Genomic DNA, 24507 nt, shown 5'->3' with positions numbered 1-24507 from the left:
GGGGCACAGATCGCATGAGCGACGTTCCGCTACTCCGTAACAAGTCGGGAACGGCACGTGACCGCGATCCGCACGAACCGGTCGAGGAACTCGAGTTCGAGGCCGCGATCGGACGCAATGTCCGACAGCTCCGTCAGCAGCACGGGCTCACGGTCGCCGAGATGGCGGCCCGGGTCGGCATCTCCAAGGCGATGATGAGCAAGATCGAGAACGCGCAGACCTCCTGCAGCCTGTCGACCCTCGCGCTGCTGGCCAAGGGGCTCGACGTACCGGTCACGAGCCTGTTCCGCGGCGCCGACGTCGAGCGCCCGGCGGCGTTCGTGAAAGCCGGCACCGGCCCGGAGATCGTGCGCAACGGCACCAAGCAGGGCCACGAGTACCAGCTGCTGAGCTCGCTGCGCGGCGAGCACAAGCGGCTGGAATGCCTGCACGTCACGCTCACTGAGAAGAGCCAGACCTATCCGCTGTTCCAGCACCCTGGCACCGAGTTCATCTACATGCTCGAAGGCGTCATGGACTACAGCCACAGCCGTTCGGTGTACCGACTCCAGCCCGGCGACTCACTGCAAATCGACGGTGAGGGCGCACACGGGCCGGTCGACCTGGTCGAGCTACCGATCCGCTTCCTGTCGGTGATCGCGTTCCCCGATTCTCAGGTCTGACGAGATGGCTTAGACAGCCTCAATTTTCGCGCGCGTAAGGATTCGGTTTCCGCCACGCGCCGGTGGCGACGTCGCTAAAGTCACACCCGACAAAGGGGACCGCCCATGAGCACAGCCGCCGAACGCGCAGCACACCTCGACCTTGTCGGACGACTGAAGTCGGGCTATCCCGAAATCCCCGACGCGCCAACGCCGGATCTTCTCGATCACGAGCGCTTCCTGGCCTACATGAAAACCGTCCACGACGTGGGCGGCGAGCCGGATGCTCCGATGAAGTACGAGAACAAGGACTACGAGTACTGGGAGCACATGACCTATGTGATGTGCGAGGTGCTCGGATGGCGTGGGATCTGGCTGTCCGAGGAACGCCGCCGGATCGGCAACGTCGACGTCGGGCGCGCGATCTACCAGGGCTTCCCGTACTACGGGCGCTGGCTCTGGGCCGTCGCACGCGTCCTGGTGGAAAAACACCACATCAGCCTCGGCGAGCTCACGTCCCGGATGGCCGAGGTGAAAGGTCGCTACGAAGGCGGCCTGAACGGGCGCAAGCTCGAGGCGCAGCCCAAGTCCGAGGGCGACGGCGCCGACGTCAAGCGCAACGAGCACCACATCCGCGCGGTCGGTATCGGCGATCCACAGGTCTACGCCGGCAAGGCCGGCCAACCCAAGTTCAAAGTCGGTGACGCGGTCGTGGTGCGCGAACTTCCGGTGCTGCTCTACACCCGCACCCCGGAATACGTGCGCGGCGCGCGCGGCGAGATCGCCGAAGTCACCTACGAGAGCCCGGCCGCCGAGGACGAGACGTGGGACCGCGCCGATGCCCCGCCGGAGTGGTTCTACATCGTGCGGTTCAACCAGTCCGAGCTGTGGCACGGCTACACCGGAACGACCTCCGACACCCTGCAGACCGAGATTCCCGAGCGCTGGCTGGAGAACGCATGAGCGATCATCACGACCACGATCACGATCACGACCGCACGGTCAAACCGATGGTCGACGAGATCACCGACTTCGAAGTGCTCGAGATCGCGCTGCGCGAGCTGTGCATCGAAAAGGGCATCTTCACGGCCGAGGAACACCGCCACTTCACCGAGTTCGCCGAGCAGATCGGGCCGACACCTGCCGCGCGCCTGGTCGCCCGGGCGTGGCTGGACCCGGATTTCAAACAGCTCGCGGTCACCGACGCGCTCGCGGCCAGCAAGGAGGTCGGGGTCGACTGGCTGGAGCCGACGGGCTTCGGCACGCCGAGTGACTTCGTCGCATTCAAGATCCTCGAAGACACCCCGACGCTGCACCACGTGATCGTGTGCGCGCTGTGCTCGTGCTATCCCCGGCCGATCCTGGGCAATTCACCGGAGTGGTACCGCACCCCCAACTACCGCAGGCGCCTGGTGCGCTGGCCGCGGCAGGTGCTCGCCGAGTTCGGGCTCTACCTGCCCGACGACGTGGCAGTCCGGGTCGAGGACTCCAATCAGAAGCATCGCTTCATGGTGATGCCGGTGCGCCCGGACGGCACCGAAGGCTGGAGTGAGGATCAGCTGGCCGAGATCATCACGCGGGACTGCCTCATCGGCGTCGCGCTGCCCAAGCCCGGCGTCACGACCAACGCGATCGTGGACACCCGGGCCGCGATCCACCCGGCGGGGTAGGCGATGGCCGACGAGATCGCGACGCTCAAGCACATCGCCGAACGCAATCAGGTGTGGCCGCGCATGGCCGCCAAATACGGCGTCGAGAACCCGGTGCCGCCGTGGAAGTCGAGTCTGGACGGCCTGTGTGATGCCCTCGACCACTCGGCCTGCGGCGATCAGGTGCTGACGTTCAAGGAGCGGCGCGACGAGGAGGATGCGCTGTCGGCGACGGTCTATGCCGATCTGCCGTATCCGGAGAACCAGCTGATGGCGTTGGCACACTCGCTGCTGGTCCGCGGGGTCATCGACGAGGCGGAACTGCAGCGGCGGCTCGAAGTGGTCAGGGCCCGGCTCGAAGCCTGACCGGCCCCGTTGTCACACGGGCCCCTGACGTACCCATTTTTGGGCAGGCCAGGGATGCGGAGTACAGTGGCCCTCGATGTTGACTGTGCAGCGGGTGCTCCTTCTCGGACGCCGCGACGGGGTCTGATCCAGACTGGCCTCCCGTCGCGGGTTTTCGCGATGCGCCGGTCTGAATCCACAGGGTTGATCCCCAAGACTCCGGAGCAGAAATCATGACCACCCCCGACATCTCTTCCGACGCATTCAATTCGGTACGCACCATCAACACGCCTGCCGGCGCACCGCACCCCACCCAGCCGTCCTGGAACACTCAGCGCGGGTCCTCGATGCCGGTGAGCCGGTACCGCAGCTTCGACGAGGAAGTCCAACCGATCAGGCTGCCGGACCGCACCTGGCCCGACAAGGTCATCGACACCGCACCGATGTGGTGTGCGGTCGACCTGCGCGACGGCAACCAGGCCCTGATCGACCCCATGAGCCCGGCCCGCAAGCGCCGCATGTTCGACCTGCTGGTCCGGATGGGTTACAAGGAGATCGAGGTCGGTTTCCCGTCGGCGTCCCAGACCGACTACGACTTCGTCCGCGAGATCATCGAGCAGGGCGCGATCCCCGACGATGTGACGATCCAGGTGCTGACCCAGTGTCGACCCGAGCTGATCGAGCGCACCTTCGAAGCCTGCCAAGGTGCGCCGCGCGCCATCGTGCACTTCTACAACTCGACGTCGATCCTGCAGCGCCGCGTGGTGTTCCGCGCCGACCGGGCGGCCGTCAAGAAGATCGCCACCGACGGTGCCCGCATGTGCGTCGAGGAAGCCAAGAAGTACCCCGGCACCAAGTGGCGCTTCGAGTACTCCCCCGAGTCCTACACAGGCACCGAACTGGAGTACGCCGTCGAGGTGTGCAACGCCGTCAGCGACATCGTGCAACCCACCCCCGAGTCGCCGCTGATCGTCAACCTGCCCGCGACGGTCGAGATGGCCACGCCCAACGTCTACGCCGATTCGATCGAGTGGATGAGCCGCAACCTGGCTCGCCGCGATTCCATCATCCTGAGCCTGCACCCGCACAACGACCGCGGGACTGCCGTTGCCGCAGCCGAATTGGGCTACGCAGCCGGGGCGGACCGGATCGAGGGCTGCCTGTTCGGCAACGGCGAGCGCACCGGCAACGTCTGCCTGGTGACCCTGGGCCTGAACCTGTTCAGCCGCGGCGTGGATCCGCAGATCGACTTCTCCAACATCGACGAGATCCGGCGCACCGTCGAATACTGCAACCAGCTGCCGGTGCACGAGCGTCACCCCTACGGCGGCGATCTGGTCTACACCGCGTTCTCCGGCAGCCACCAGGATGCCATCAACAAGGGCCTGGACGCCATGAAGGTATCGGCCGACGAGCAGGACGCGGACGTTGACGACATCCTGTGGCAGGTCCCGTATCTGCCGATCGACCCCAAGGACGTCGGCCGCACCTACGAGGCCGTCATCCGGGTGAACTCGCAGTCCGGCAAGGGCGGCGTCGCCTACATCATGAAGGCCGACCACGGTCTGGTGCTGCCGCGCCGGTTGCAGATCGAATTCAGCCAGGTGATCCAGCACATCACCGACGGCGAGGGCGGCGAAGTCTCGCCCAAGGAGATGTGGGACGCGTTCTCCGAGGAGTACCTGGCCCCCATCACCCCGCTCGAACGGATGCGGCAGAAGGTCGTCGCCGCCGAGGTCGACGGCGGAACCGACACCATCACGGCGATCGTGAAGATCAACGGCGAAGAGCGCGAGATCGTCGGCGCCGGTAACGGCCCGCTGGCCGCATTCGTCGACGCACTCGGCGCGGTCGGTTACGACGTCAACGTCCTGGACTACTCCGAGCACGCCATGTCGTCGGGTGAAGAGGCGCAGGCCGCGGCCTATGTCGAGGCATCGATCGGCGGGCAGACCGTGTGGGGCGTCGGCATCGCGACGTCGATCACGACTGCATCACTTCGTGCCGTCGTGTCTGCCGTCAACCGGGCAGCGCGTGGTTAACTGACGGTCGCGCAGGTTGCTGCGCGACCGTCAACTCAAGGAGTGACCCATGGACTGGGGCCCCACCTGGGATTTTCTCTGGCACTTCCTGATCATCTTCGCTTGGATCGCTTACCTGCTTGTGCTGTTCCAGATACTCGGCGACCTGTTCTGGCGGGATCACAAGACCTCCGGCTGGGTCAAGGCGGTCTGGGTCGTCTTCCTGATCCTGTTCCCCTGGCTGACGGCGCTCGTGTACCTCATCGCGCGCGGCAAGGGCATGGCCGAGCGGGCCCGGGACGCAGCGCTGGCGGCGAAGCGAGACACCGACGCCTACATCCGCGAGGCAGCGGGCCGGTCACCGGCTCAGGAGATCGCCGATGCGAAAGCACTCCTTGAGGCGGGCACCATCACCGCCGACGAATTCGAGGCGTTGAAAGCCAAAGCGCTGAGCTAGTTTTCGCGATCAGAACAACGTGTACTGATCGCCGTCGACGGTGGTGTCGGTGAACTCCTCGACGTCGGCGCCGCCGAGCACATGGCCGAGCAGGCCCATGAAGTCCTCGTCGGTGACCAGCGGGACACCCAGCTCGCCGGCCTGATATCCCTTGCCCTGCTCGGGTGTGGGCTCGTTGCAGATCACCAGTGACGTCTGCTGGTCCACCAGATCGCTGTAGGCCAGGCCGGCGTGCAGGATGCGCTCGATGAGCTCCTCATGCGTGCGCGCCACCTCGGCCGACAGCGCCACCCGCATGCCCTGTACGAGGGGACGGCCGGGTACGTACGGGCCCGGGTTCACATACGGGCACGGCAGCCGGGAAGCCAGAACCTTCAGCGGCCGCAGCTCCTCGTGCGTGATCAGTCCGTTGGGCCAGCGCTTGCGGCTGACCTCGCGCAGCGGCAACCACACCTTGCGTTCCCGGGCCCGCGCGAGCGTGGGCTTGAGAATCTGGGCGAGCACCTGCGCGTCGTCGAGTGCATCGTGCGGCTTCATCTGACTGACACCCCAGTGTGCGGCCAGGGTCTCCAGCCGCAGGTTCTCGGTGCCCAGCGCGAGGCGGCGTGCCAGCTCCACCGTGCACATCACGCTGTCGATTGGCAGTTCCGCGCCGACGAGTTCGGCTTCGGCGGCCAGGAAGCTGTAGTCGAAGCCCACGTTGTGGGCCACCAGGGTGCGGCCGCGCAGCACGTCGATCACGTCGCCGACGACGTCGGCGAAACACGGCTGGCCCTCCAGCATCTCGGCGGTGAGCCCGTGCACGTGCGTGGGGCCGGGGTCGACGCCGGGATTGAGCAGCGACGCGACGCTGTGCTCGACGTTGCCGTCATCGCCGACCGCGAGTGCCGCGATGCTGACGATGCGAGCCTGGCCCGGCCGAAAGCCCGTGGTTTCCACGTCGACAACGGCCCACCCGGCGCCTGCTTCGCCGGCCGGTCGGCCCCATGGGTGGCTCATAACCCGAGAATGGCACGGTCCTCCGACAACCTTGGATCGCAGCACCGCGTGTCGGGCCCCTAAAATCCCGGGAATGCTGACCGTCCGTGGGCGCGCCGCACTGGCCGCCGGAGCAACCGCACGCTGGGCGTCGCGGGTCACCGGCCGCGGCGCCGGCGCGATGATCGGCGGCTTGGTCGCGATGACGCTGGACCGCTCGATCCTGCGTCAATTGGGCCGAGACCGTCGCACCGTGGTCGTGACCGGGACAAACGGCAAGTCCACGACCACCAGAATGACGGCGGCGGCCCTGGCCACGCTCGGCCCGGTGGCCAGTAATTCCGAGGGCGCCAACATGGACGCCGGTTTGGTCGCGGCGCTGGCCGGGGCCAGGGATGCCGAGCTGGCCGCACTGGAAGTCGACGAGATGCACGTGCCGCACGTGTCCGATGCGGTCGATCCCAGCGTGATCGTGCTGTTGAACCTGTCGCGGGATCAGCTGGACCGCGTGGGTGAGATCAACCACATCGAACGGACCCTGCGGGCCGGGCTGGCCCGGCATCCCGACGCGGTGATCGTGGCCAACTGCGATGACGTCCTGATGACGTCGGCGGCCTACGACAGCCACAACGTGGTCTGGGTCGCGGCCGGTGGCGGCTGGGCGAACGACTCGGTGAGCTGCCCGCGCAGTGGCGAGATCATCGTGCGTGATGGCGGGGAAAGCCGGGGCTGGTATTCCACTGGATCCGACTTCAAACGCCCCAGCCCGCACTGGTGGTTCGACGACACCCACATCCACGGTCCCGACGGCCTGGTACTCCCGATGACGCTGGCGCTGCCGGGCACCGTCAACCGCGGCAACGCCACGCAGGCCGTCGCGGCGGCCGTCGCCCTCGGCGCGGACCCGGCCAAGGCGGTGGCCGCGGTGTCGCGGGTCGACGAGGTCGCAGGCCGCTATCGCACCGTGCAGGTCGGTTCGCACACCGCCCGCATCCTGCTGGCCAAGAACCCGGCAGGCTGGCAGGAAGCGCTGTCGATGGTCGACAAACACGGCGCAGGCGTCGTCATCTCGGTCAACGGTCAGGTGCCCGACGGTGAGGATCTCTCGTGGTTGTGGGATGTGCGCTTCGAGCACTTCGAGGACACGCAGGTTGTCGCGGCCGGTGAGCGGGGCACCGATCTCGCGGTCCGGCTCGGGTACGCCGGTGTCGAGCATTCCCTCGTGCACGACACCGTCGCCGCGATCGACTCGTGCCCGCCCGGCCACGTCGAGGTCATCGCCAACTACACGGCGTTCCTGCAACTGAATCGACGGATCTCATGACGGTGCGAATTGGTCTCGTGCTCCCCGACGTGATGGGCACGTACGGCGACGGCGGCAACGCGGTCGTGTTGCGGCAGCGGCTGCGGCTGCGCGGAATCGACGCCGAGATCGTCGAGATCACCCTTTCCGAGCCGGTGCCCGACTCGCTCGACCTCTACACCCTCGGCGGCGCAGAGGATTACGCCCAGCGGCTGGCCACCAAACACCTGATCCGCTACCCCGGCCTGCAGCGCGCGGCCGAACGCGGTGCACCCGTGCTGGCGATCTGTGCGGCGATCCAGGTGCTCGGGCATTGGTATGAGACCTCGGCCGGTGAGCGCGTCGACGGCGTTGGCCTGCTCGACGTCACCACCTCACCGCAGGAGTCCCGCACCATCGGCGAGGTCGCCTCCAAGCCGCTGCTCGCCGGGCTCACCCAACCGCTCACCGGCTTCGAAAACCACCGTGGCGGAACGATTTTGGGCTCGGATGCGCGGCCGCTGGCCGCCGTCACCAAAGGTGCGGGCAACCGGGCGGGCGACGGCTACGACGGTGCGGTGCAGGGCAGCGTCATCGCCACCTATCTCCACGGCCCGTGCCTGGCCCGCAATCCCGAGCTCGCCGACCATCTGCTGTCGCGAGTCGTGGGCGAGCTCCCGCCCCTCGAGCTACCCGAGGTGGATCTGCTGCGTCGCGAACGGTTGGCGGCGCCGCGCCGGGTCTAGGACCCTAGACCCGCACAACCGTGATGCCCGCGTCTTCGAAAGGGCGCACCTGCTCATCGCCTGCGGTGGAGTCGGTGACAAGCGTGGCCCCGGGCGGAATGGGTGCCCAGGCGTGGAACGGGCGTTGGCCGAGCTTTTCGGCGTGTGCGAGCACGTAAACCTGGCCGGCCCGCTCGATCATGATCTCTTTGAGCCGCGTCTGCACGAGCTCGGCTTCGCAGATCCCGAGGTCGGCCGTGACGGCGTCGGCGCCGAGGAAGGCACGATCGAAGGTCAGTCGCTGCAGCGTGGCTTCGGCGAGCGGGCCGATGAAGCCCTGGCTCAGATGCCGCAGGGTCCCGCCGATGCACTCGACCCGGACGTCGTCGGCGTCGGCCAGCGCTTCCAGCACGGTCAGCCCGGCCGCCACCACCACAAGGTCGCGCCGGTCGGTCAGGAAGGGGCCCATCGCGCCGACGGTCGTGCCGGCGTCGAGCAGGATCGTCTCAGCGGACCGCACCTGGTCGGCGGCCCACCGCGCGATGGCGCGCTTGGCGTCGAAGCCCTCCAAAGCCCGTTGGCGTAGCGAGGATTCCGGTTGCTGGTCCAGCGGAATGGCTCCGCCGTAGGTACGCGCGATCAATCCCTGCGCGGTGAGCTGGCTGAGGTCACGACGAATCGTGGATGCGGTGACACCGAACTGTGCCGAGAGTTCCTCCACGCTGGCCAACCCGATTGACCTGGCAAGCCGGACGATCTCGGACCGGCGGGCCTGCGACTCGCGGATGGCCATGTGTTTACCCGGTTACCTCACAGTCGCTGTGCTGGTTGCCAGCTCCGTAGCCTGGCGGAGCGCCTCGATCATACTGCCGTGTTCGGCGATTCCTTTGCCGGCGATGTCGAATGCGGTGCCGTGGTCGACCGAGGTGCGGATGACCGGCAACCCGACGGTGATGTTCACGCCTGCCTCGATGCCCAGTACTTTCACCGGGCCGTGCCCCTGGTCGTGGTACATCGCGACGATCAGGTCGTAATCGCCGCGGCCGGCCAGGAAGAACGCCGTGTCGGCGGGCAGCGGTCCGTGCACGTCGAGGCCCTCGGCCTTGAGTTTGTCGACGGCCGGGATGATCTTCTGCTCCTCCTCGCCGTAGCCGAACAGGCCGTTCTCGCCCGCGTGCGGGTTGATGCCGCACACCCCGATCTTGGGGTGTGCCAAGCCCGATCGCACCAGCGCGTCGTGCCCGCGGCGGATCGTGCGCTCCACGAGCCCCGGCTCGATCCTGGCGACCGCATCGATGAGCCCGATGTGGGTCGTGACGTGGATGACCTTGAGTTTCGGTGTCGACAGCATCATCGACACCTCGTCGGTTCCGGTCAGGTGTGCGAGCAGCTCGGTATGGCCCGGGTAGATGTGCCCGGCCGCGTGCAGCGCCTCCTTGTTCAGCGGTGCGGTGCAGATCGCCTGCACCTCACCGCGAACCGCGAGTTCGGCTGCGACCCTGATGTATTCGTACGCGGCGTTGCCTGCTGCCGCCGAGAGTGTGCCCCATTCGAGGTCGGCGGGCAGCAGGTCGAGGTCGATGACGTTGATGACGCCGGGTTGCGGAACAGCGTCCGCGGGCGAGGCGACGGTGTTGATCCGCACGTCGATTCCGAGGATCCCGGCCGCCTGCCGTAACCGCTTGGCGTCGCCGATCACGACGGGGTTGCACCGGGTCAGCACGTATTCGTCGAGCAACGCCGGCACCACCACTTCCGGGCCGACCCCGGCGCCGTCACCCATGGTGACGGCGATGACGGGGGGTTGGGGTGATGTCATGAGTCTTCCTCATTTCGTTCGGTGAGGTAGCGGACTATGGCGGCCAGACTGTCGGTGTCGCCGAAGCTGCCGGGGCGAGTGACGACGCGCCGGCCATCGGGTGCCACGGAAACGACAGCGCCGTGATGGATCTGGTGCACTGGACGCAAGGAGCTGATCCCGATCGCGTCGACGACTGCCCTGGCCGTCTCACCACCGGTGAGCACAAGATCGGGCAGCGTATGGGCCTGCACGGCCGCGACGAACGCGGCGAGCGCACGCGAAACAGCCGACGTCTCAGCGGGTTCCACCGGCCCGCCGACCGTGACCACGGCCGCGCCGCGCTCCAGCGCCCGGTGTACCGGTTCGGGGTCGGCCTTGTCGTGTAATAGCGCGCGGGAGTCGATCACCACGGTGGCGATCCCGGCCGGATCGAGCTCGCTGATCTGCTTCTGCGCGACGTGCGCTGCGGTACCCACCACGGTCAGCACCGCACGCGCGGACCGTCGCGGGATGCTCGGCGTCGCGGCGACCGGCAGGGTACGTGCGACGGCGGCCGCCAACGCCGCGGTTCCGACGAGTTGGATTTCCGGACCGCCGGCTTCGACGATCTCGTCGAGGTCGGCGTCGGTGGCGGCGTCGCGGACCGTGACGCCGGTCAGGCCGTCGAACAGTTCGGCGACACTGCGCGGCGGGCCACTGCGTTCGGCATGCCAGGCATCGGTTTCATGCAACGGCGTATCGCCGACATACAGCACTCCTCCGGCGGTGCGACGCTGCAAGGCGGGCAGGGCGACGGCGACTGTCACCGGTCCACGTTCGGCGAGCACCGCGACCTCGGCGCGAATGTGCCCGCGCAACAACGAGTCGATCTTCTTGACGACGCGGGTGCCTGCCGCAACACCGTCGAGTGCTTCGCCGACCGTGCGCATGGCGTCGGATTCCGTCATGGTGCGGGTGTTCAGGTCGACAACTGTCACGACTGCCGAATTCGGGCCGTCGCCCAAGCGCAAGACCAGGTCCGATTCACGGCCGAGGAAACCTCCGGCCACCTCGGCGGCACCCGAGAGATCGTCGGCGAGGACGTGAATGGCCGTCATGACAGCGACACTCCCGCGCATTGAACGATCGTCTGCCCGGTGATGCTCGCACCGTACGGGCCGAGCAGGAATCCGATCAGTCCGGCGACCTCGTCGGGGCCCACGAAGCGACCCATCGGCGGCAGCTTCGGTGGTGTGTTGCGGCGCGCCGGGTCGTTGAGCATCGGGGTGTCGGTCGGCCCGGGTGCGACGACGTTGACGGTGATCTGCCTGCCGACGAGCTCGGCGGCCCAGGACCGGGCCATGCCGACGAGCGCGGATTTGGTTGCGGCGTACTGACTTTTACCGGCGTTGCCGGTCATGGTGCGGCTGCCGACCAGGACCACACGACCGCCGTCGCGTATGCGATCGGCCAGCGCGTCGACGAGCACCTCTGCCGCCGCCACGTGTACGCGCCACATCGCCAGGCCGTCCTCGACGTTCAACTTCCCAAGCGCGGACGACCGCTGCAAGCCTGCGGCATGTACCACCGCGTCGACCGGACCAATCCGGGCAAGACTGTCACGCAGCTGGCCGAAGTCGTCGAGATCTGCTGCGAGCCAGTCGAATCGGCCATGCTCCGATGACGGGTCACGGCGGCTCACTCCGACCACGTGCCAGCCGTCGTCGAGCAGGCTGCGGACGGTGGCCGCACCGATGCCCGAGCTGGCACCGGTGACCACGGCCGTCGGCGGTGTGGTCATCCGCCGACCCAGTCGTCGGCGAGTTCGACGTACTCGATGGCTTGACGGAAGCGCGTGAACGCGATGTGCAGCAAGCCGCCTGCCGCGGTGATGGTCGGGTAGGAGAACTCGCGGTTGAGCCCGTCGCGGGAGTTGTTCGACAGGCAGTAGCCGTCGCCGATCTCGATGTTGCGCCGGATCGGCCAGGTCAAGCCGGCGTCAGCCGAGATCGCCAAGGTCATGGGTGCCCGCGGCGCACCCCAGAATGCGCGGCCGACGTGCTCGTTGGGCTGCACGGGCGCCAATGCGGCATCGGCCAGACCGTCATCGTCGATCTCGTCGTACAGCGAGGTCCGCCGGTCGGTGGCGTCGTCGGCGCTCGATTCGTTGAACACCAGGGCAAGCCGGTCATCGGGAAGCACCACGAACTGGATTGACGAGTTGTTGTTCGGCAGCTCGGTGGGCACCGGGGCGGTCCACGTCTCGCCGTCATCGGTCGAGGTGCTGCGGTAGACGGCGTCGGCCCAGCGGCTGCGGTAGAGCGCGACGAGCGTGCCGTCGGATAGCCGGCCGATGTTCATGTGCACGCATCCGGTGCTGCCGGGAACCGCTACCTCCCGCCAGGATTCGCCGGAATCGTCCGAGACCATCACGGCGCTGTAGTCGTGGTCGCCGACCCATTTGTGGCCAGGCACCTTCACGCAGTGGAAGACCGGCAACAGCAGGCGCCCACTCGGAAGCCTGACGACGGGTTGACGGATGAACACGCCACCCTCGTCGGTCTCCGGTATGAGCGTGTGCACCGGGCCCCAGCTCGCGCCGCCGTCGGTCGATATGCGGCGCAGCACCCGCGCGGTGTCCTGATTGCCCGCGTGCTGCGAGGTCCACATGAGCCACACCGCACCGGATTCGGTCACGTGCAGCACGGGGTTCTGCTCGGACCGGGTGGGATCGTCGGACAGCTGCACCGGTGACGACCACGCGTCGCCGTCGAGCCGCGACATCCACACGCTGATGTCGGGAACTCCTTCCTGGGTACCCGCGAACCACACGCACGCGAGCGTTCCGTCGGGCAGGACCGCGAGATTCGCCGCGTGGTTCTGGACCTGCGGTGCCGGCAGCAGCGCCTGACGGCGGCCGGGTTCGTCGGTCGGGCGGACGGCGCCGTCGGTGGTCGTGAGTGGTGTGTTCATGAGTGCAGCGATACCGCCGTCAGATCGTAGGAATTGGTGGGGCGCAGGGCGATACCCTCGATGCGGGTCCGACGCGCCAGGACGGCCTTCGGCACGAACGACCACAGCATCGGGCAGGTGTCCCAGATCCGTCGCTGTGCGTCGGCGAGCAGTGCCGCGCGGCGTTTGGGCTCGGGCTCCTCGGAGGCCTGGGTGATGATGGCGGTGATCTCGGGGAACACGTAACCGTGGTAGCTGTCGCGGGTCGCTTCCTTCTCCGCGGTTCCGGCGTACATGCCCTGCATGATTGTCAATGCCAAGCCGGTGGGGCTGGGGAAGCCGTTGCCCAGGATGTCCCAGTCGCCTGCCTTGCCCTGCCGCCACTGCATGATGTCGCCGCCCGGTTCGAACTGCTGCAGCCTCGCCCGCACACCCGCGGCGCCGAGCATCTGGACCAGGGATTCCATGATGTCGGTGTCCGCGGCGAATTCGCCGGATTCCCAGATGATCTTGAGGTCCAGATCGTGGATCCCGAGCGCATCCAGTTCGGCGCGGGCGCGCAGCGGATCGTAGGTGTATTCACCGGTTTCGATGGCTCCGTCCAGGGTCAGCGGGATGACCCCGCGCGATGCGGTGGCCGAACCCTGCATGACCTCATCGATGAGCGACTTGCCGTCGATCGCGTAGGTCAGCGCGCGGCGCACCCTGACGTCGGCGATCGGATGCCCCTGCGGCTTGCGGAAGTTGAAGAACAGTTGGTTGAGGCGAACCCCGTCGACCCGGTCGATGGCCACGCCGGACAGCCCGTCGAGCTGGTCGGCCGAATCGGGCGTGATCGAGTCGATCACGTCGATGTCCCCGCTGCGCAACGCGACGACGCGGCTGGTTTCGTCGGGGATGAAGCGCACCCGCACCGATTCGACATGTGCCGGTGCGCCCCAGTAGTTTTCGTTGCGCACCAGGGTGTACGTCCCGGCCCCGCGGTTGCTTTCGGTGACGACGTACGGGCCGGTCCCGACCCCGCTCTGTAGTTCTTCCGGCTTGTTCGCCGCCGCGGGGGTGATGAGGATGTTCGACATGAGGTAGTCCAGGACCGGCACGGGACGCACGGTGTTCAGCGTGAAACTGGTGTCATCGATCGCCTCGACTGTGGGGAACTCGGGGAAGAACCCGGCGACGAAGGACCCGTCGACCTCGCTGTACATCTTGAGTGCGGTCGACACATCCTCGACCCGTACCGGCGAGCCATCGGAGTACCGCACTCCGGGTCGCAAGCGGACATACCACTGTGTCGGCGAGGTGAGCCTGAACTGGTCGGCCAGGACGAGTTGCGGGCGCAAGTCGCGGTCGATCTCGGTAAGGGCCTGACGGACCCCGCGTTGCACGGTGAGAGCGGCGTCGAACTGGTTGAGCTTGTTGTCGAGGCTCACCAGCGACCGGTTGAGGCCCAGGCTCATGGTCGTCGGCCCCGGTGTGCCGGTCGGGGTGGCACAGCTTGCCAGCGACCCGCCGAATGCCAACCCGGCGCCGGCCAACAGGCTGGACCGTAGCAGCGTGCGGCGCGAGAACTGTTGATCCAAAGGAGATTTGGTCACCGTCGGCCTCCAGGCTGCGAACAAGGGTCGGTGTGATGGTTGACACATCGGACTGTAGTCGTGTTGCGCATAGCGCGCAAGTGTCAACAAGTACTTGCGCACAATACGCAACCATGTCATTGTGAGCTGTGTAACAGAAAGGTCGATGATGAACTTTTCGCCACTGCATGCGGGCGTGCGATGACTCAGCAGCTCATCGCAGCGCCCTCACACACCGTCGGCGGCCGGTTGGCGTCGGCCCTACTGCCGCGTTACATCGCAAAACGCCTCGGCCAGAGCGCACTCGCGGTCTTCCTCACCCTCACCACCGTGTTCGTCCTCATCCGGTTGGCGCCGGGAGACCCGGCCTACGCCATGGCCGGGCCGCTGGCGACGAGCGAGGACATCGAACGTATCCGCAGCACCATGGGCCTGGACCAGTCGGTCTTCGTCCAGTACCTGCGTTACCTGCAGGGCCTGCTGCACCTGGACCTCGGGACGTCCTACTCGTTCCAGGCACCCGCCTTCGACGTGGTGCTGGACCGGCTGCCGTACACCATGACGCTCGCGATCGCCTCCATCCTGCTGACCACCGTGGTGTCGGTGCCGCTTGGGGTGTGGATGGCGCGCCACGCCGAAACCCGACGTGAACTCGGCGCCAACGCGGTCACGATCGCCGGCCAATCGATGCCCGACTTCTGGACCGGGCTCATGCTCATCACGGTGTTCGCGGTGCTGATCCCGATCTTCCCGACCGCAGGGTTCGCAACCTGGTCGAGCCTGGTGCTGCCGACCGTGACGATCGCGATCCTGCAGATCGCCCTGATCTCGCGCCTCGTGCGCCGCGAGATGTTCGGTGCGTTCACGTCGCCGTACGTCACGGTCGCCCGTGCCCGCGGTGTCTCCGAGCGCGAATTGATCTGGCGGTATTCGATGCGCAACTCCGCGATTCCGGTGCTGACCGCACTGGGCACGCGCTTCGCCTCACTCCTCAACGGCGTCGTCGTGGTCGAGGTGGTGTTCGCCTGGCCCGGAGTCGGCTCGCTGGTTGTGCGTGCGCTGGAGACCCGTGACTATCCGCTGATCCAGGCGACCGTCCTGGTGACCGCGGTCCTCGCGGTCCTCGTCCAGCTCCTGGTCGACCTCTGCTACCCACTGCTCGATCCGCGCGTTCGACTCGGGAAAGGAACTGCCAAGTGACCACCGTCATCGCTCCGCCCACCGAACCTCGCCCGTCTGCGGTCACGCCCCGCGACATCGCCCGCGCCGGCGCCACGCGCCGGGAGCGCGACAGCCGGGTCAAGATCTGGGTGGGGAGTATTTGCACCCTGCTGGTCATCCTGCCGGTCGCATTTGCCCGCTTACTGCCGCTGCCGTCGCCCGACGCCACCCACCTCGGGGAACGACGGCTTCCCCCGCTCACCGACGGACATCTGTTCGGCACCGACCAGCTCGGCCGCGACCTGCTGGCCCGCGTTCTGTACGGCGGGCAGGTGTCGCTGGCGGTCGGCATCCTCGCGGTGGTGGTGTCGGGACTGATCGGTCTGGCGCTCGGAGCGGCGGCCGGCTACTGGGGCGGTTGGGTCGACACCGTGGTGAGCCGGCTGCTGGAGGCGCAGCTGTCGCTTCCGCTGCTCATGATGCTGCTCCTCGTGGTGGCGCTGTTCGGCCCGTCCATCCCGGTCATCACGTTCGTCATCGCGATCGCCCAATGGCCCGAGATCGCGCGCCTGACGCGGTCGCTGTGCCTCGTCGAACGCGAAAAGCCTTACGTCGCAGCGGCCCGCGTGCTCGGTCTCGGCGGGTTCGCCATCCTGCTGCGGCACGTGATCCCCAATGTCGTCAAGCAGGTGTCACTGGTGGTGCTCCTTCTCCTGGCGCAGGCCGTGTTGTTGGAGAGCGCGCTGAGCTACTTGGGCGCCGGGCCGCAACGGCCGTTCGCCACGTGGGGCCGCATCATCTCCGACGGCCAGGACTACGTCACCACCTCATGGTGGCTGGTGACCCTGCCCGGGCTTGTCATCGCGCTGTTGGTGATCGGGGTGAATCTGCTCGGCGACGGTTTGCGCGACCGCCAAAGCGGGTTCAAATTCGGTCTGTTCAAACGACTTCCGCTCTCCAAGAAAGCAGGCTGAGCATGGGAAACCTGTTGAAGGTCGACGAATTGCAGGTTGAGTTGATCACCGCGGCCGGGGTGATCCGCGCGGTCGACGGGGTGTCGTTCACCATGGATCCCGGCGAAACCGTCACGATCATCGGTGAATCCGGTTCCGGCAAATCCACCACGGCAATGGGCATTCTCGGCTTGTTGCCCGCCGATCTCGCCGTGCTGTCGGGAAAAGTCTCGTTCCAGGGCAACAATATTCTGGATGACGCCAAGGCTCTCGAGAAAGTACGCGGCCGACACATCGCGCTCATCCCCCAGGATCCGATGACCGCGCTGAGCCCCGTGCACAGCATCGGGTCACAACTGCGCGATGCGATCCGCCACAGCGGTATCCGCGGGAAGACCCGCGAAATAGCAAGAGCCGTAGAACTTCTCGAGCAGGTGCGAATCCCCCGGCCCGAAACGCAACTGGGCAAGTACCCACATCAGCTGTCGGGTGGCATGCTGCAACGCGTGCTGATCGCCACCGCACTGGCCGCGGGCCCCGAGCTCATCGTCGCCGACGAGCCGACCAGCGCACTCGACGTGACCGTGCAGGCCAGCATCCTCGACCTGCTGCTCGAAGTTCAGGAGAACACCGGCGTCGGCATCCTGCTGATCACCCACGACCTCGGCGTGGCCCGGCTGATGTCCGATCGCATCCTGGTGATGAAGGACGGCCGGTTCGTCGAGTCCGGTGGCGCCGAGGATCTCATCTGTCACCCGCAAAGCGATTACACCCGCAAGCTGCTCGCCGCCGTCCCCCGGCTCGGTGACCAAGTACGACAGGGAGTCCCGGCGTGACAACACCACTGCTCTCAGTCGAGAATCTCGTCGTCGAATACCCCGTCGCCGGAGGTGTTTTCCGCGCGGTCGACAAGGTGAGCTTCGACGTGCCGAAGGGTTCCACGCTCGCTGTCGTCGGCGAGTCCGGCTGCGGTAAATCGACGATCGCCAAGGCGATCGTCCGGCTGGTGACTCCGACCTCGGGCCATATCCGGGTCGACGGTACCGACATCGCCCAGCTCTCCGAGCGTGCGCTTCGGCCGTACCGCTCGCGCATCCAGATGGTGTTCCAGGACCCGTACGGGTCGTTGGATCCGCACCTGAATGCCGTCGACATCGTGTCCGAACCCCTGCGGCTCAGGGGTATCGGTAGCCGTGTCGCCCGGGAGAAGCGGGCCGCCGAACTGATCGATCGCGTCGGCCTGCCCTCCACCGCCTTACAGCGCAAGCCCGCCGAGTTCTCGGGCGGTCAGCGGCAGCGCATCGGGATCGCCCGCGCCCTCGCGAGCGAACCGGAGCTGCTCGTATGCGACGAGGCCACCAGCGCGCTCGACGTGTCGGTACAGGCGCAGGTGCTCGAGCTCCTGCGCGAGATCAAGCGCGACACCGGTTTGACCTACCTGTTCATCTCCCACAACCTCGGCGTCGTCCGCGAGATCAGCGACACCATCATCGTGATGTCGTCGGGCACCCTCGTCGAAACCGGCGTGACCGCAGACGTTCTGGCACATCCGGCCGAGCCCTACACTCAGGCGCTGCGGGCGGCCGCGCTCGATCCGACCACCATGACCGGCCTAAAACCCCGGCACCTGCTCAAAGGAGTTGCTTGATGCTCGACCTCGGCCCACTCGTTCTCGGCACGATGACATTCGGCGACACCGTCGATGCCGACGGTGCCGCGGCGATGCTCGACGCCGCGCTCGATGCCGGAATCACCCACATCGATACGGCCAACGGCTACGCCGGCGGTGAGTCCGAGCGGATCCTGGCCGAACTACTGCGCAGCCGCCGGGACAAAGTCACGCTGGCGACCAAGGCGGGCATCCCGCACCCGGACGCCGGTGACCACGCACCACTTTCGGCGGCCGGGCTGCGTGCCGGCATCGACGGCAGCCTCTCGCGGTTGCAGACCGATCACGTCGATCTGTTCTATCTTCACCAGCCCGATCGCGCGACCCCAGTCGCCGAAACCCTCGAAACCATCGCCGAACTCGTACGCGAAGGCAAGATCGGCGCACTCGGCGTTTCGAACTACGCGGCGTGGCAGATCGCGGAGCTCAACCACGTCGCCGACACCGTGGGTGCACCGCGGCCGGTTGCCGCACAACAGCTCTACAACCTGCTGGCGCGGCGTATCGAGGACGAATACGTCGAGTTCGCCGCTGTGACGGGCCTGACGACCGTCGTCTACAACCCGCTCGGCGGGGGTCTGCTGACCGGCAGGCATTCCTTCGGCACCGAGCCCGCCGAGGGCCGGTTCGGCGACTCGCGCCTGGCCCAGATGTACAAGCAGCGTTACTGGAACACGGCGATTTTCGAAGCGATCGAGGCGCTGGGCATCGTCGCCGACAAGGCCGGCCTACCGCTCACCGAACTCGCCTTGCGCTGGCTGGTGTCCAAACCGGCGACCGGGCCGATACTGCTCGGCGGCTCGAAAGTCAGCCACCTGCAATCGAATATCGCTGCGGTGTCGAAGGGCCCGCTGACGGACGACGTGGTGGCGGCCTGCGACGACGTGGGTTCCGCGCTGCGCGGCCCGATGCCAAACTACAACCGATAGGTATCGATCGATGCGTGCACAGGAATTCGCGGCCCGGCTCCGGGATCGGCAGCGGCTGCTCGGGTACTGGTCGGTGATCGACAGCCCGGTCTCCACCGAATGGCTCGCGCACGTCGGCTGGGACTACATCGCGCTCGATCTGCAGCACGGCCTGATCGGATACTCGGGCATGGTCGCCGGGCTGACGGCCATCGACGCGTCGGGCTCAGCGGTCGGCCTGGTGCGGGTGGAAGCCAACGACGCCACCGCGATCGGCCGGGCGCTCGACGCCGGGGCGGCCGGCGTCATCGTCCCGATGGTCGATGACGCCGAGGCGGCCGCGCGCGCCGTAGCGGCCGCGACGTATCCACCCGCCGGCATCCGTTCGTACGGACCGATGCGTTCACAACTGCGGATCGGGCCGGTACCCGCCGAGGCCAACCGTGACACCGTGGTGCTGGCAATGATCGAAACACCCGGCGGTCTGGCGAATGTCGAGCAGATCTGCCGCGTCCCCGGACTCGACGGCATCTATGTCGGCCCGTCGGATCTGCGACTGGCGATCGGTGGAGCGACGTCCCAGGACCCAGCAGTTGCCGAGGAGTTCGAGGCGGCGGTCAAACGGATCAGGGTCGCCGCCGAGAACGCCGGGATCGCGGCAGGAATCCACAATCCCGACGGGGCCTCAGCGGCCAAGCGACTGGCCGAGGGCTACACCTTCGCCACCGTCGCCTCCGACCTGGTCCACCTCAAGCAGGCCTCAGCCGCGCATTTGAAGGCCGCGAAGGGCGAATAGTCCGGCGCCGGCTAGATCGTGTCGCCCAAGCCCGCGAGCAATGCCTGCCTGCTGGCCCGCACGTGTTCGCGCATCACCCGCTCGGCGCTGTCGCCGTCCTTGGCGATGATCAGGTCCAACACGACGTGGTGCTCCCGGTCCGACTGCAGTGGACGGCCGGGCTGACTGAGCGACGTGTGGACCAGCCGTGCGTAGGCGAGCTGGTTCATGAGCATGCGGTAGTGCGCCTCGAGCTTGTTGTTGTCGGCGCCGACGATCAGCAGATCGTGGAATTCCTCGACGAGTTCGGCGTAGCGGGCCCGGTCGTCATTGGCGACGGCGTGGTCGGCCTGGCGGAGGTTTTCCTCCAGCTTGTCGATCTCGGGTACCCGGCCGCGCTGCGCCAGCAGCCGGGCCGCCGCACCCTCGAGCAGTTCCTTCATCTGGAACAGCTCGGTGATCTCGCGTCGCGACGGCGTGGTGACGAATGTGCCGACGCGCGGCCGGATCTCGATGAGTCCTTCGGTCTGCAGCTGCTTAAAGGTCTCGCGGACCGGGGTGCGGGACACGCCGAACTCTTCGGCGATCGCAAGCTCGGAGATGTTCACGCCCGGCGAGATCTCCCCGGCGATGATCCGGCGGCGGATCTCCTCGATCAGCCGACCCTGAATCGAGCCATTACTGCTGCTCACCGCCACTCCCTACGTCGCTATCCCAATGCGGGCAGGCTGCCGCCATCGAAGAACCTACCGGCGCTGTAGACCATCGGGTCACGATCGCCGACCGAAGCATGGACCACCCGGCACATGAAGACGGTGTGGGTGCTCGCCTGCAGCCGTTCGCGGATCTCGACCTCCATGGTCGCGGCGCTGCGGTCGATCAGCGGGCTGCCGAACGGCCCCGGACGCCAGTCGAGGCCGGAGAACTTGTCGTCGGACTTCGCCGCGAAGCGATTCACCACATCGAGTTGGTCGGTCGACAGAATGTTGATCGCGAGATGGCCGGCGCGGAACAGACAGTCGTGGGTCGACGAGGTGTGCTGGACCGCGACCATGACCGTGGGCGGCTCCAGCGAGATGCTGGCGAACGCGTTCACGGCAAGGCCGCGGGGCTTGTCCCCGTCCAGCGCCGTGACGACGGTGACCCCGGTGACGAACTGCCGATTGACCCGCTTCATCAGGTCCAGGTCGGGCACTACGGGTGCGGTCACCGGTCCTGCCCCACCGCGATGATGCCGAGCGCGGTCAGCAGTGCGCGGGGATCCCACGTCACGTGCTCTTCGACGATTCGGTCGTTTTCGAAGCGCGCGAAGGTAGCCCCGCTGACCTCGACCTGGCGTTTGGTGGCGGGCACACCGAGGAACGAGTGCTCGTGGCTGCCGGTGCTGTGCCACCGGATGGCAGCCCGGTCGCCTTCCACCACCACCTCGTCGACGACCGTCAGCAGATCGGGAAACGCCGAGCGGGTCGCGGTGATCGAAGCCTTGAACTCGTCACGCCCGTGGCTGGTTCCGGTGCCGCTGATGCGCCGGTACCCACCGGCGAGCAGGTCGTCGAATGCGTCCACGTCGCCCCGGTCCCACGCCGCCTCCCATGCGGACGTGATGCGGGCGCGGCGGGAATCATTGTCGGTCATGGCTTTTCCTTTCGGCTAATCGTCGATGAGTTCGACGAGCGGGGTCTGCGGCGTCGTGTGGCGGTTGTCGGCGATCAAGTCTTTCCAGAACGACACCGCCAGACACGCGATGATGATGAGGAACGGCAGTGACGCGACGATCACGGTGTTCTGCAGCGCGTTCAGGCCGCCCGCGAACATGAGCACCACCGCCGTGATGCCGGTGAGCACCCCCCACAGGACGAGCACGCCGCGCCGCGGTGTCAGGGTTCCGTCGCTCGTCATCATGCCCAGGACGAAGGTGTTCGCGTCCGCGCCGGAGATGAAGAAGATGAGCACCAGCAGGATGGCGACGACCGAGGTCACCGATGCGAGCGGGAAGTGTGCCAGCGTCGCGAAGAACGCACTGTTGATATCGGCGGCGGTCTGCTCGCCGATGTCGCCGCCCTCGAACATGTCGATGTGGATGGCCGCCCCGCCGAACACCGTGAACCAGGTGAAGAAGACGACGCTCGGCACCACCAGCACACCGACGATGAACCCACGAATGGTGCGGCCCTTCGAGATTCGCGCCAGGAACACCCCGACGAAGGCTCCCCACGACACCCACCACGCGAGCATGAAGTAGGTCCACCACTGCATCCATTCGAGGTCGCCGAAGGCCGTGCCCTGCAGGCTCATCCGGAAGAAATCTGTTGCCCACGTGCCGAGCGACTCGATGTAGAGGTTGGCGATGAACACGCTGGGCCCGACGATAAGCATGAAGACGAACAGCGCCACCGCCATGACCGTGCTGCCCTGGCTGAGGAACTTGATGCCCTTGCTCACCCCCGTGACCGCCGACATCGTGAATATCGCGGTCACCGCGGCGATGATGACGACCTGGGTGGCATTGCTGACCGGGACACCGAACAGCGAGAAGAGGCCGTTGTTGACCTGAAGTGCGCCCAGCCCAAGGGAAGTCGTGGTGCCGAACAGCGTCGCGAACACCGCGAGGACGTCGATCAACTTACCGATCGGCCCGTTGACCCGATCGCCGAGCAACGGGGTGAACAGCTGGCTGACCAGCGTGCGACGGCCCATGCGATACGTCGAATAGGCAATGGCGAGACCGAAAACCGCGAAGATCGCCCAGGCGTGCAAGCCCCAGTCGAAGTAGGAGTACTGCAGTGCCCGCACCGCGGCCTGCGGCGTACCGGGCTCGGCGAGCCCGTGCGGTGGTGTGGTCAGATGTGAGATCGGTTCGGCGACACCGTAGGACACCAGGCCGATGCCCATCACCGCACTCAGGATCATCGCGAGCCACGTGATCGTCCTGAACTCCGGCCGGTCCGTGTCCTTGCCGAGGCGCGTATCGCCGTACGGGCTGAACGCGAGGAAGACCAGGAACACCAGGATGCCCAGCGTCACGACCAGGTAGAGCCAGCCGAAGCTGCCCGTCACCCAGTTGAGCGACGCGGCCGTCACCTTGTTGAGGTTCTCGGTGAACAGCACGGCCCATACGACGAACACGGCCGAGATCGCCACCGACGTCCAGAAGACCGATCCGAGTCGCCCGGATGGCCGAGGCGGTTTCTCCGCGGCTGCGGGCGCAGCGGGCGTTGCGCTGAGGTCACTTGTCATGGGGAGCTCCCGGGAACGTCGCCGAGCAAGTACTGGCATACAACAGAATGTAAGCGCAGTCACAAAGCAGTGTCAACGGCTTCCCGGTCGCACGATCGCCGAGTGCCCACTCGAACTGCGTTTTTACTGCGATTTTACGTCGCCCCAAGCCATCCGACCGCCGGCCTGCCGGCTAGCGCACCGTGAGCGCTTGACCTACATCACAGTCGCAAACTATCGTCTGTGGCATGCAAGAGCGCATCTCCGGCGTCAGCCTTGGACTCCGCAAGGTCGTGGTGTACCGCGAAACCGTGGTGACGGAGGCCGGAGTGCGACCTGCCTGTCCGGCCCTGCAAGCCAGCGTCGCCGCCGTGGTGCGCAACCCGTGGGTGGGCACCGGCCCGGCACGTGATCTGTCGCCGGAGGTGGCCCGCATCGCCCCGGTGCTGGCTCAGTTGGTGACGCGCCGCCTCATCGACACGCTCGGCGGCGTCGATGCTGTCGAGGCATTCGGCAAGGCCGCGATCGTCGGGCTCGACGGCGAGATCGAGCATGGCGGCGCCCTGATCCACACGCCGTACTTCGGCAACCTGATGCGCGAGTTCCTCGACGGCGAATCGATCATCTGCTTCGCCGACGCCCGGGCCGATGCCGGCGACCCGCTCGTCGTCCCGCTCTGGCACAAAACCCATGCCGCGACACGCAGCCACTATCAGACCGTGAGCACCCGCGTGCCCGACGGTCCGCGCGCCGACGAGATCGTCATCATCGCTGCCGGGTCAACCGGCCCTCGGCCCCATCCCCGCATCGGGGACCGCACCACCGACCCCGCCGTCACCGTCAAGAGTCTGGAGAGTGTCCTGTCATGAAACTGCGCAAGATCGTCACCGTGGTCGAGGAGATCCGTACCGAGGGTGGTCGTGAGGTCAATCCGCCGGCGCGCGTCGCCATCGTCGCCGCTGTGATCGAGAACCCATGGGCTGGACAGGGTTTCGTGGAGGATCTGGCGCCTGGTATCGACAGCACCGCGTCCGATCTCGGCGCCCTGCTGGCACCGCTGGTACTCGAGGCGCTCGAAGAGCCCGCCGAGGCTTACGGCAAGGCCGCGATCGTCGGGCTCAACGGCGAGATCGAGCACGGCTCGGGCCTGATCCACACGCTGAAGTTCGGCGATCACTTCCGCAAGGCCGCCAACGCCACGACCCTGCTGCCCGCGGTCGAGAAGCGCGGCCCGGCGGGTGTCATCTTCGACATCCCGCTCAAGCACATCACCGACGCCACCATCCGGTCACACCATCAGACCGTGGAGGTGCGCATCGCCGACGCGCCGCATGCCGACGAGATCGTGATCGCTCTCGCCGCCGCGTCACAGGGCCGTCCGCAGCAGCGCCTCGCACCGCTCAGCAGCGAGAAGTAAGCCG

Annotated in this window: 27 protein-coding genes; 16 read left to right on the top strand and 11 right to left on the bottom strand. The window is 66.9% G+C overall.

The features are described 5' to 3' along the window. The first annotated feature begins 14 nt into the window (after positions 1–14). The 6 genes from AWC31_RS04425 to AWC31_RS04400 all read left to right on the top strand — a co-directional run bounded on the left by AWC31_RS04425 (position 15) and on the right by AWC31_RS04400 (position 5113). A complete protein-coding gene (locus AWC31_RS04425) occupies positions 15–662 on the top strand; it encodes a type II toxin-antitoxin system RelB family anti-toxin (RefSeq protein WP_067851752.1) in 648 nt (215 codons plus the stop codon). A gap of 105 nt (positions 663–767) precedes the next feature. Next, positions 768–1604, top strand: coding sequence for a nitrile hydratase subunit beta (locus tag AWC31_RS04420; protein ID WP_085143065.1), 837 nt, complete (start codon positions 768–770; stop codon positions 1602–1604). Beyond that, positions 1601–2311: a thiocyanate hydrolase subunit gamma gene (gene scnC / locus AWC31_RS04415; protein WP_085143063.1), complete on the top strand. Its 711-nt coding sequence runs from the start codon at positions 1601–1603 to the stop codon at positions 2309–2311. The genes AWC31_RS04420 and scnC overlap by 4 nt, the downstream gene beginning before the upstream one ends. A gap of 3 nt (positions 2312–2314) precedes the next feature. After that, positions 2315–2656, top strand: a complete 342-nt coding sequence (locus AWC31_RS04410; protein ID WP_085143061.1) for a thiocyanate hydrolase — start codon at positions 2315–2317, stop codon at positions 2654–2656. Positions 2657–2868: 212 nt separating this feature from the next. Further along, positions 2869–4677 (top strand): 2-isopropylmalate synthase, encoded by a 1809-nt coding sequence (gene leuA, locus AWC31_RS04405; protein ID WP_085143059.1) that lies wholly within the window; start codon positions 2869–2871, stop codon positions 4675–4677. Between the two features lie 49 nt (positions 4678–4726). After that, positions 4727–5113, top strand: coding sequence for an SHOCT domain-containing protein (locus AWC31_RS04400; RefSeq protein WP_085143057.1), 387 nt, complete (start codon positions 4727–4729; stop codon positions 5111–5113). A gap of 9 nt (positions 5114–5122) precedes the next feature. On the opposite strand, the gene AWC31_RS04395 is transcribed toward AWC31_RS04400, so the two are convergent. Beyond that, positions 5123–6112, bottom strand: a complete 990-nt coding sequence (locus tag AWC31_RS04395; RefSeq protein ID WP_085143055.1) for a DEDDh family exonuclease — start codon at positions 6110–6112, stop codon at positions 5123–5125. Positions 6113–6185: 73 nt separating this feature from the next. On the opposite strand from AWC31_RS04395, the gene AWC31_RS04390 reads away from it, so the two are divergent. Continuing rightward, positions 6186–7415, top strand: a complete 1230-nt coding sequence (locus tag AWC31_RS04390; protein WP_085143053.1) for a Mur ligase family protein — start codon at positions 6186–6188, stop codon at positions 7413–7415. Beyond that, the gene (locus AWC31_RS04385; RefSeq protein ID WP_085143051.1) at positions 7412–8119 is read left to right on the top strand and encodes a type 1 glutamine amidotransferase; all 708 of its coding nucleotides are present in this window, start codon (positions 7412–7414) and stop codon (positions 8117–8119) included. Before AWC31_RS04390 ends, AWC31_RS04385 begins: the two co-directional genes overlap by 4 nt. 4 nt (positions 8120–8123) lie before the next feature. On the opposite strand, the gene AWC31_RS04380 is transcribed toward AWC31_RS04385, so the two are convergent. The 6 genes from AWC31_RS04380 to AWC31_RS04355 are packed head-to-tail and all read right to left on the bottom strand — an operon-like array spanning position 8124 to position 14473. Beyond that, positions 8124–8891: a DeoR/GlpR family DNA-binding transcription regulator gene (locus AWC31_RS04380; RefSeq protein ID WP_085143049.1), complete on the bottom strand. Its 768-nt coding sequence runs from the start codon at positions 8889–8891 to the stop codon at positions 8124–8126. A 12-nt stretch (positions 8892–8903) separates the two neighbouring features. Then, the gene (pdxA, locus tag AWC31_RS37745; protein WP_085143047.1) at positions 8904–9917 is read right to left on the bottom strand and encodes a 4-hydroxythreonine-4-phosphate dehydrogenase PdxA; all 1014 of its coding nucleotides are present in this window, start codon (positions 9915–9917) and stop codon (positions 8904–8906) included. Further along, complete coding sequence (locus tag AWC31_RS37740) at positions 9914–10996, bottom strand: four-carbon acid sugar kinase family protein (RefSeq protein ID WP_165765909.1); 1083 nt, start codon at positions 10994–10996, stop codon at positions 9914–9916. Before AWC31_RS37740 ends, pdxA begins: the two co-directional genes overlap by 4 nt. Beyond that, positions 10993–11679 carry an SDR family NAD(P)-dependent oxidoreductase gene (locus AWC31_RS04365; protein WP_085143043.1) on the bottom strand — a complete coding sequence of 229 codons (687 nt, stop codon included), beginning with the start codon at positions 11677–11679 and terminating at the stop codon, positions 10993–10995. Before AWC31_RS04365 ends, AWC31_RS37740 begins: the two co-directional genes overlap by 4 nt. Next, positions 11676–12851, bottom strand: coding sequence for a sialidase family protein (locus AWC31_RS04360; RefSeq protein WP_085143041.1), 1176 nt, complete (start codon positions 12849–12851; stop codon positions 11676–11678). Before AWC31_RS04360 ends, AWC31_RS04365 begins: the two co-directional genes overlap by 4 nt. Further along, entirely contained in the window at positions 12848–14473 is a 1626-nt protein-coding gene (locus AWC31_RS04355) for an ABC transporter substrate-binding protein (RefSeq protein WP_085143422.1), read from the bottom strand. The genes AWC31_RS04360 and AWC31_RS04355 overlap by 4 nt, the downstream gene beginning before the upstream one ends. A 195-nt stretch (positions 14474–14668) precedes the next feature. On the opposite strand from AWC31_RS04355, the gene AWC31_RS04350 reads away from it, so the two are divergent. From AWC31_RS04350 to AWC31_RS04325, 6 genes are read left to right on the top strand one after another with little or no spacing between them, the layout of a single operon-like run. After that, positions 14669–15604, top strand: a complete 936-nt coding sequence (locus AWC31_RS04350) for an ABC transporter permease (RefSeq protein ID WP_110774917.1) — start codon at positions 14669–14671, stop codon at positions 15602–15604. Next, positions 15601–16539 (top strand): ABC transporter permease, encoded by a 939-nt coding sequence (locus AWC31_RS04345; protein WP_085143037.1) that lies wholly within the window; start codon positions 15601–15603, stop codon positions 16537–16539. The genes AWC31_RS04350 and AWC31_RS04345 overlap by 4 nt, the downstream gene beginning before the upstream one ends. A gap of 2 nt (positions 16540–16541) precedes the next feature. Next, complete coding sequence (locus tag AWC31_RS04340; RefSeq protein WP_085143035.1) at positions 16542–17354, top strand: ABC transporter ATP-binding protein; 813 nt, start codon at positions 16542–16544, stop codon at positions 17352–17354. After that, the gene (locus AWC31_RS04335) at positions 17351–18166 is read left to right on the top strand and encodes an ATP-binding cassette domain-containing protein (protein WP_085143033.1); all 816 of its coding nucleotides are present in this window, start codon (positions 17351–17353) and stop codon (positions 18164–18166) included. The genes AWC31_RS04340 and AWC31_RS04335 overlap by 4 nt, the downstream gene beginning before the upstream one ends. Further along, entirely contained in the window at positions 18166–19116 is a 951-nt protein-coding gene (locus AWC31_RS04330) for an aldo/keto reductase (protein WP_085143031.1), read from the top strand. Before AWC31_RS04335 ends, AWC31_RS04330 begins: the two co-directional genes overlap by 1 nt. 10 nt (positions 19117–19126) lie before the next feature. After that, positions 19127–19891: an HpcH/HpaI aldolase family protein gene (locus AWC31_RS04325; RefSeq protein WP_085143029.1), complete on the top strand. Its 765-nt coding sequence runs from the start codon at positions 19127–19129 to the stop codon at positions 19889–19891. Positions 19892–19902: 11 nt separating this feature from the next. Here AWC31_RS04325 and AWC31_RS04320 read toward each other — a convergent pair whose 3' ends face one another. The 4 genes from AWC31_RS04320 to AWC31_RS04305 are packed head-to-tail and all read right to left on the bottom strand — an operon-like array spanning position 19903 to position 23107. Continuing rightward, positions 19903–20562, bottom strand: a complete 660-nt coding sequence (locus AWC31_RS04320; RefSeq protein WP_234790908.1) for a GntR family transcriptional regulator — start codon at positions 20560–20562, stop codon at positions 19903–19905. Positions 20563–20579: 17 nt separating this feature from the next. Further along, positions 20580–21080 (bottom strand): flavin reductase family protein, encoded by a 501-nt coding sequence (locus AWC31_RS04315; protein WP_234790907.1) that lies wholly within the window; start codon positions 21078–21080, stop codon positions 20580–20582. Continuing rightward, a complete protein-coding gene (locus AWC31_RS04310; RefSeq protein WP_067851711.1) occupies positions 21077–21505 on the bottom strand; it encodes an ester cyclase in 429 nt (142 codons plus the stop codon). Before AWC31_RS04310 ends, AWC31_RS04315 begins: the two co-directional genes overlap by 4 nt. 15 nt (positions 21506–21520) lie before the next feature. Then, entirely contained in the window at positions 21521–23107 is a 1587-nt protein-coding gene (locus tag AWC31_RS04305; protein ID WP_085143027.1) for a BCCT family transporter, read from the bottom strand. Positions 23108–23334: 227 nt separating this feature from the next. On the opposite strand from AWC31_RS04305, the gene AWC31_RS04300 reads away from it, so the two are divergent. Both AWC31_RS04300 and AWC31_RS04295 read left to right on the top strand, forming a co-directional pair. Next, the gene (locus tag AWC31_RS04300; protein ID WP_085143025.1) at positions 23335–23955 is read left to right on the top strand and encodes an amino acid synthesis family protein; all 621 of its coding nucleotides are present in this window, start codon (positions 23335–23337) and stop codon (positions 23953–23955) included. Further along, entirely contained in the window at positions 23952–24503 is a 552-nt protein-coding gene (locus AWC31_RS04295; protein WP_067851705.1) for an amino acid synthesis family protein, read from the top strand. The genes AWC31_RS04300 and AWC31_RS04295 overlap by 4 nt, the downstream gene beginning before the upstream one ends. Positions 24504–24507 lie beyond the last annotated feature (4 nt).

Origin of the sequence: Mycolicibacterium wolinskyi, assembly GCF_002101965.1 — a bacterium.
In the GTDB taxonomy this organism is placed as follows: Bacteria; Actinomycetota; Actinomycetes; order Mycobacteriales; family Mycobacteriaceae; genus Mycobacterium; species Mycobacterium wolinskyi.
This window is presented reverse-complemented; position numbering and strand designations above follow the sequence as displayed.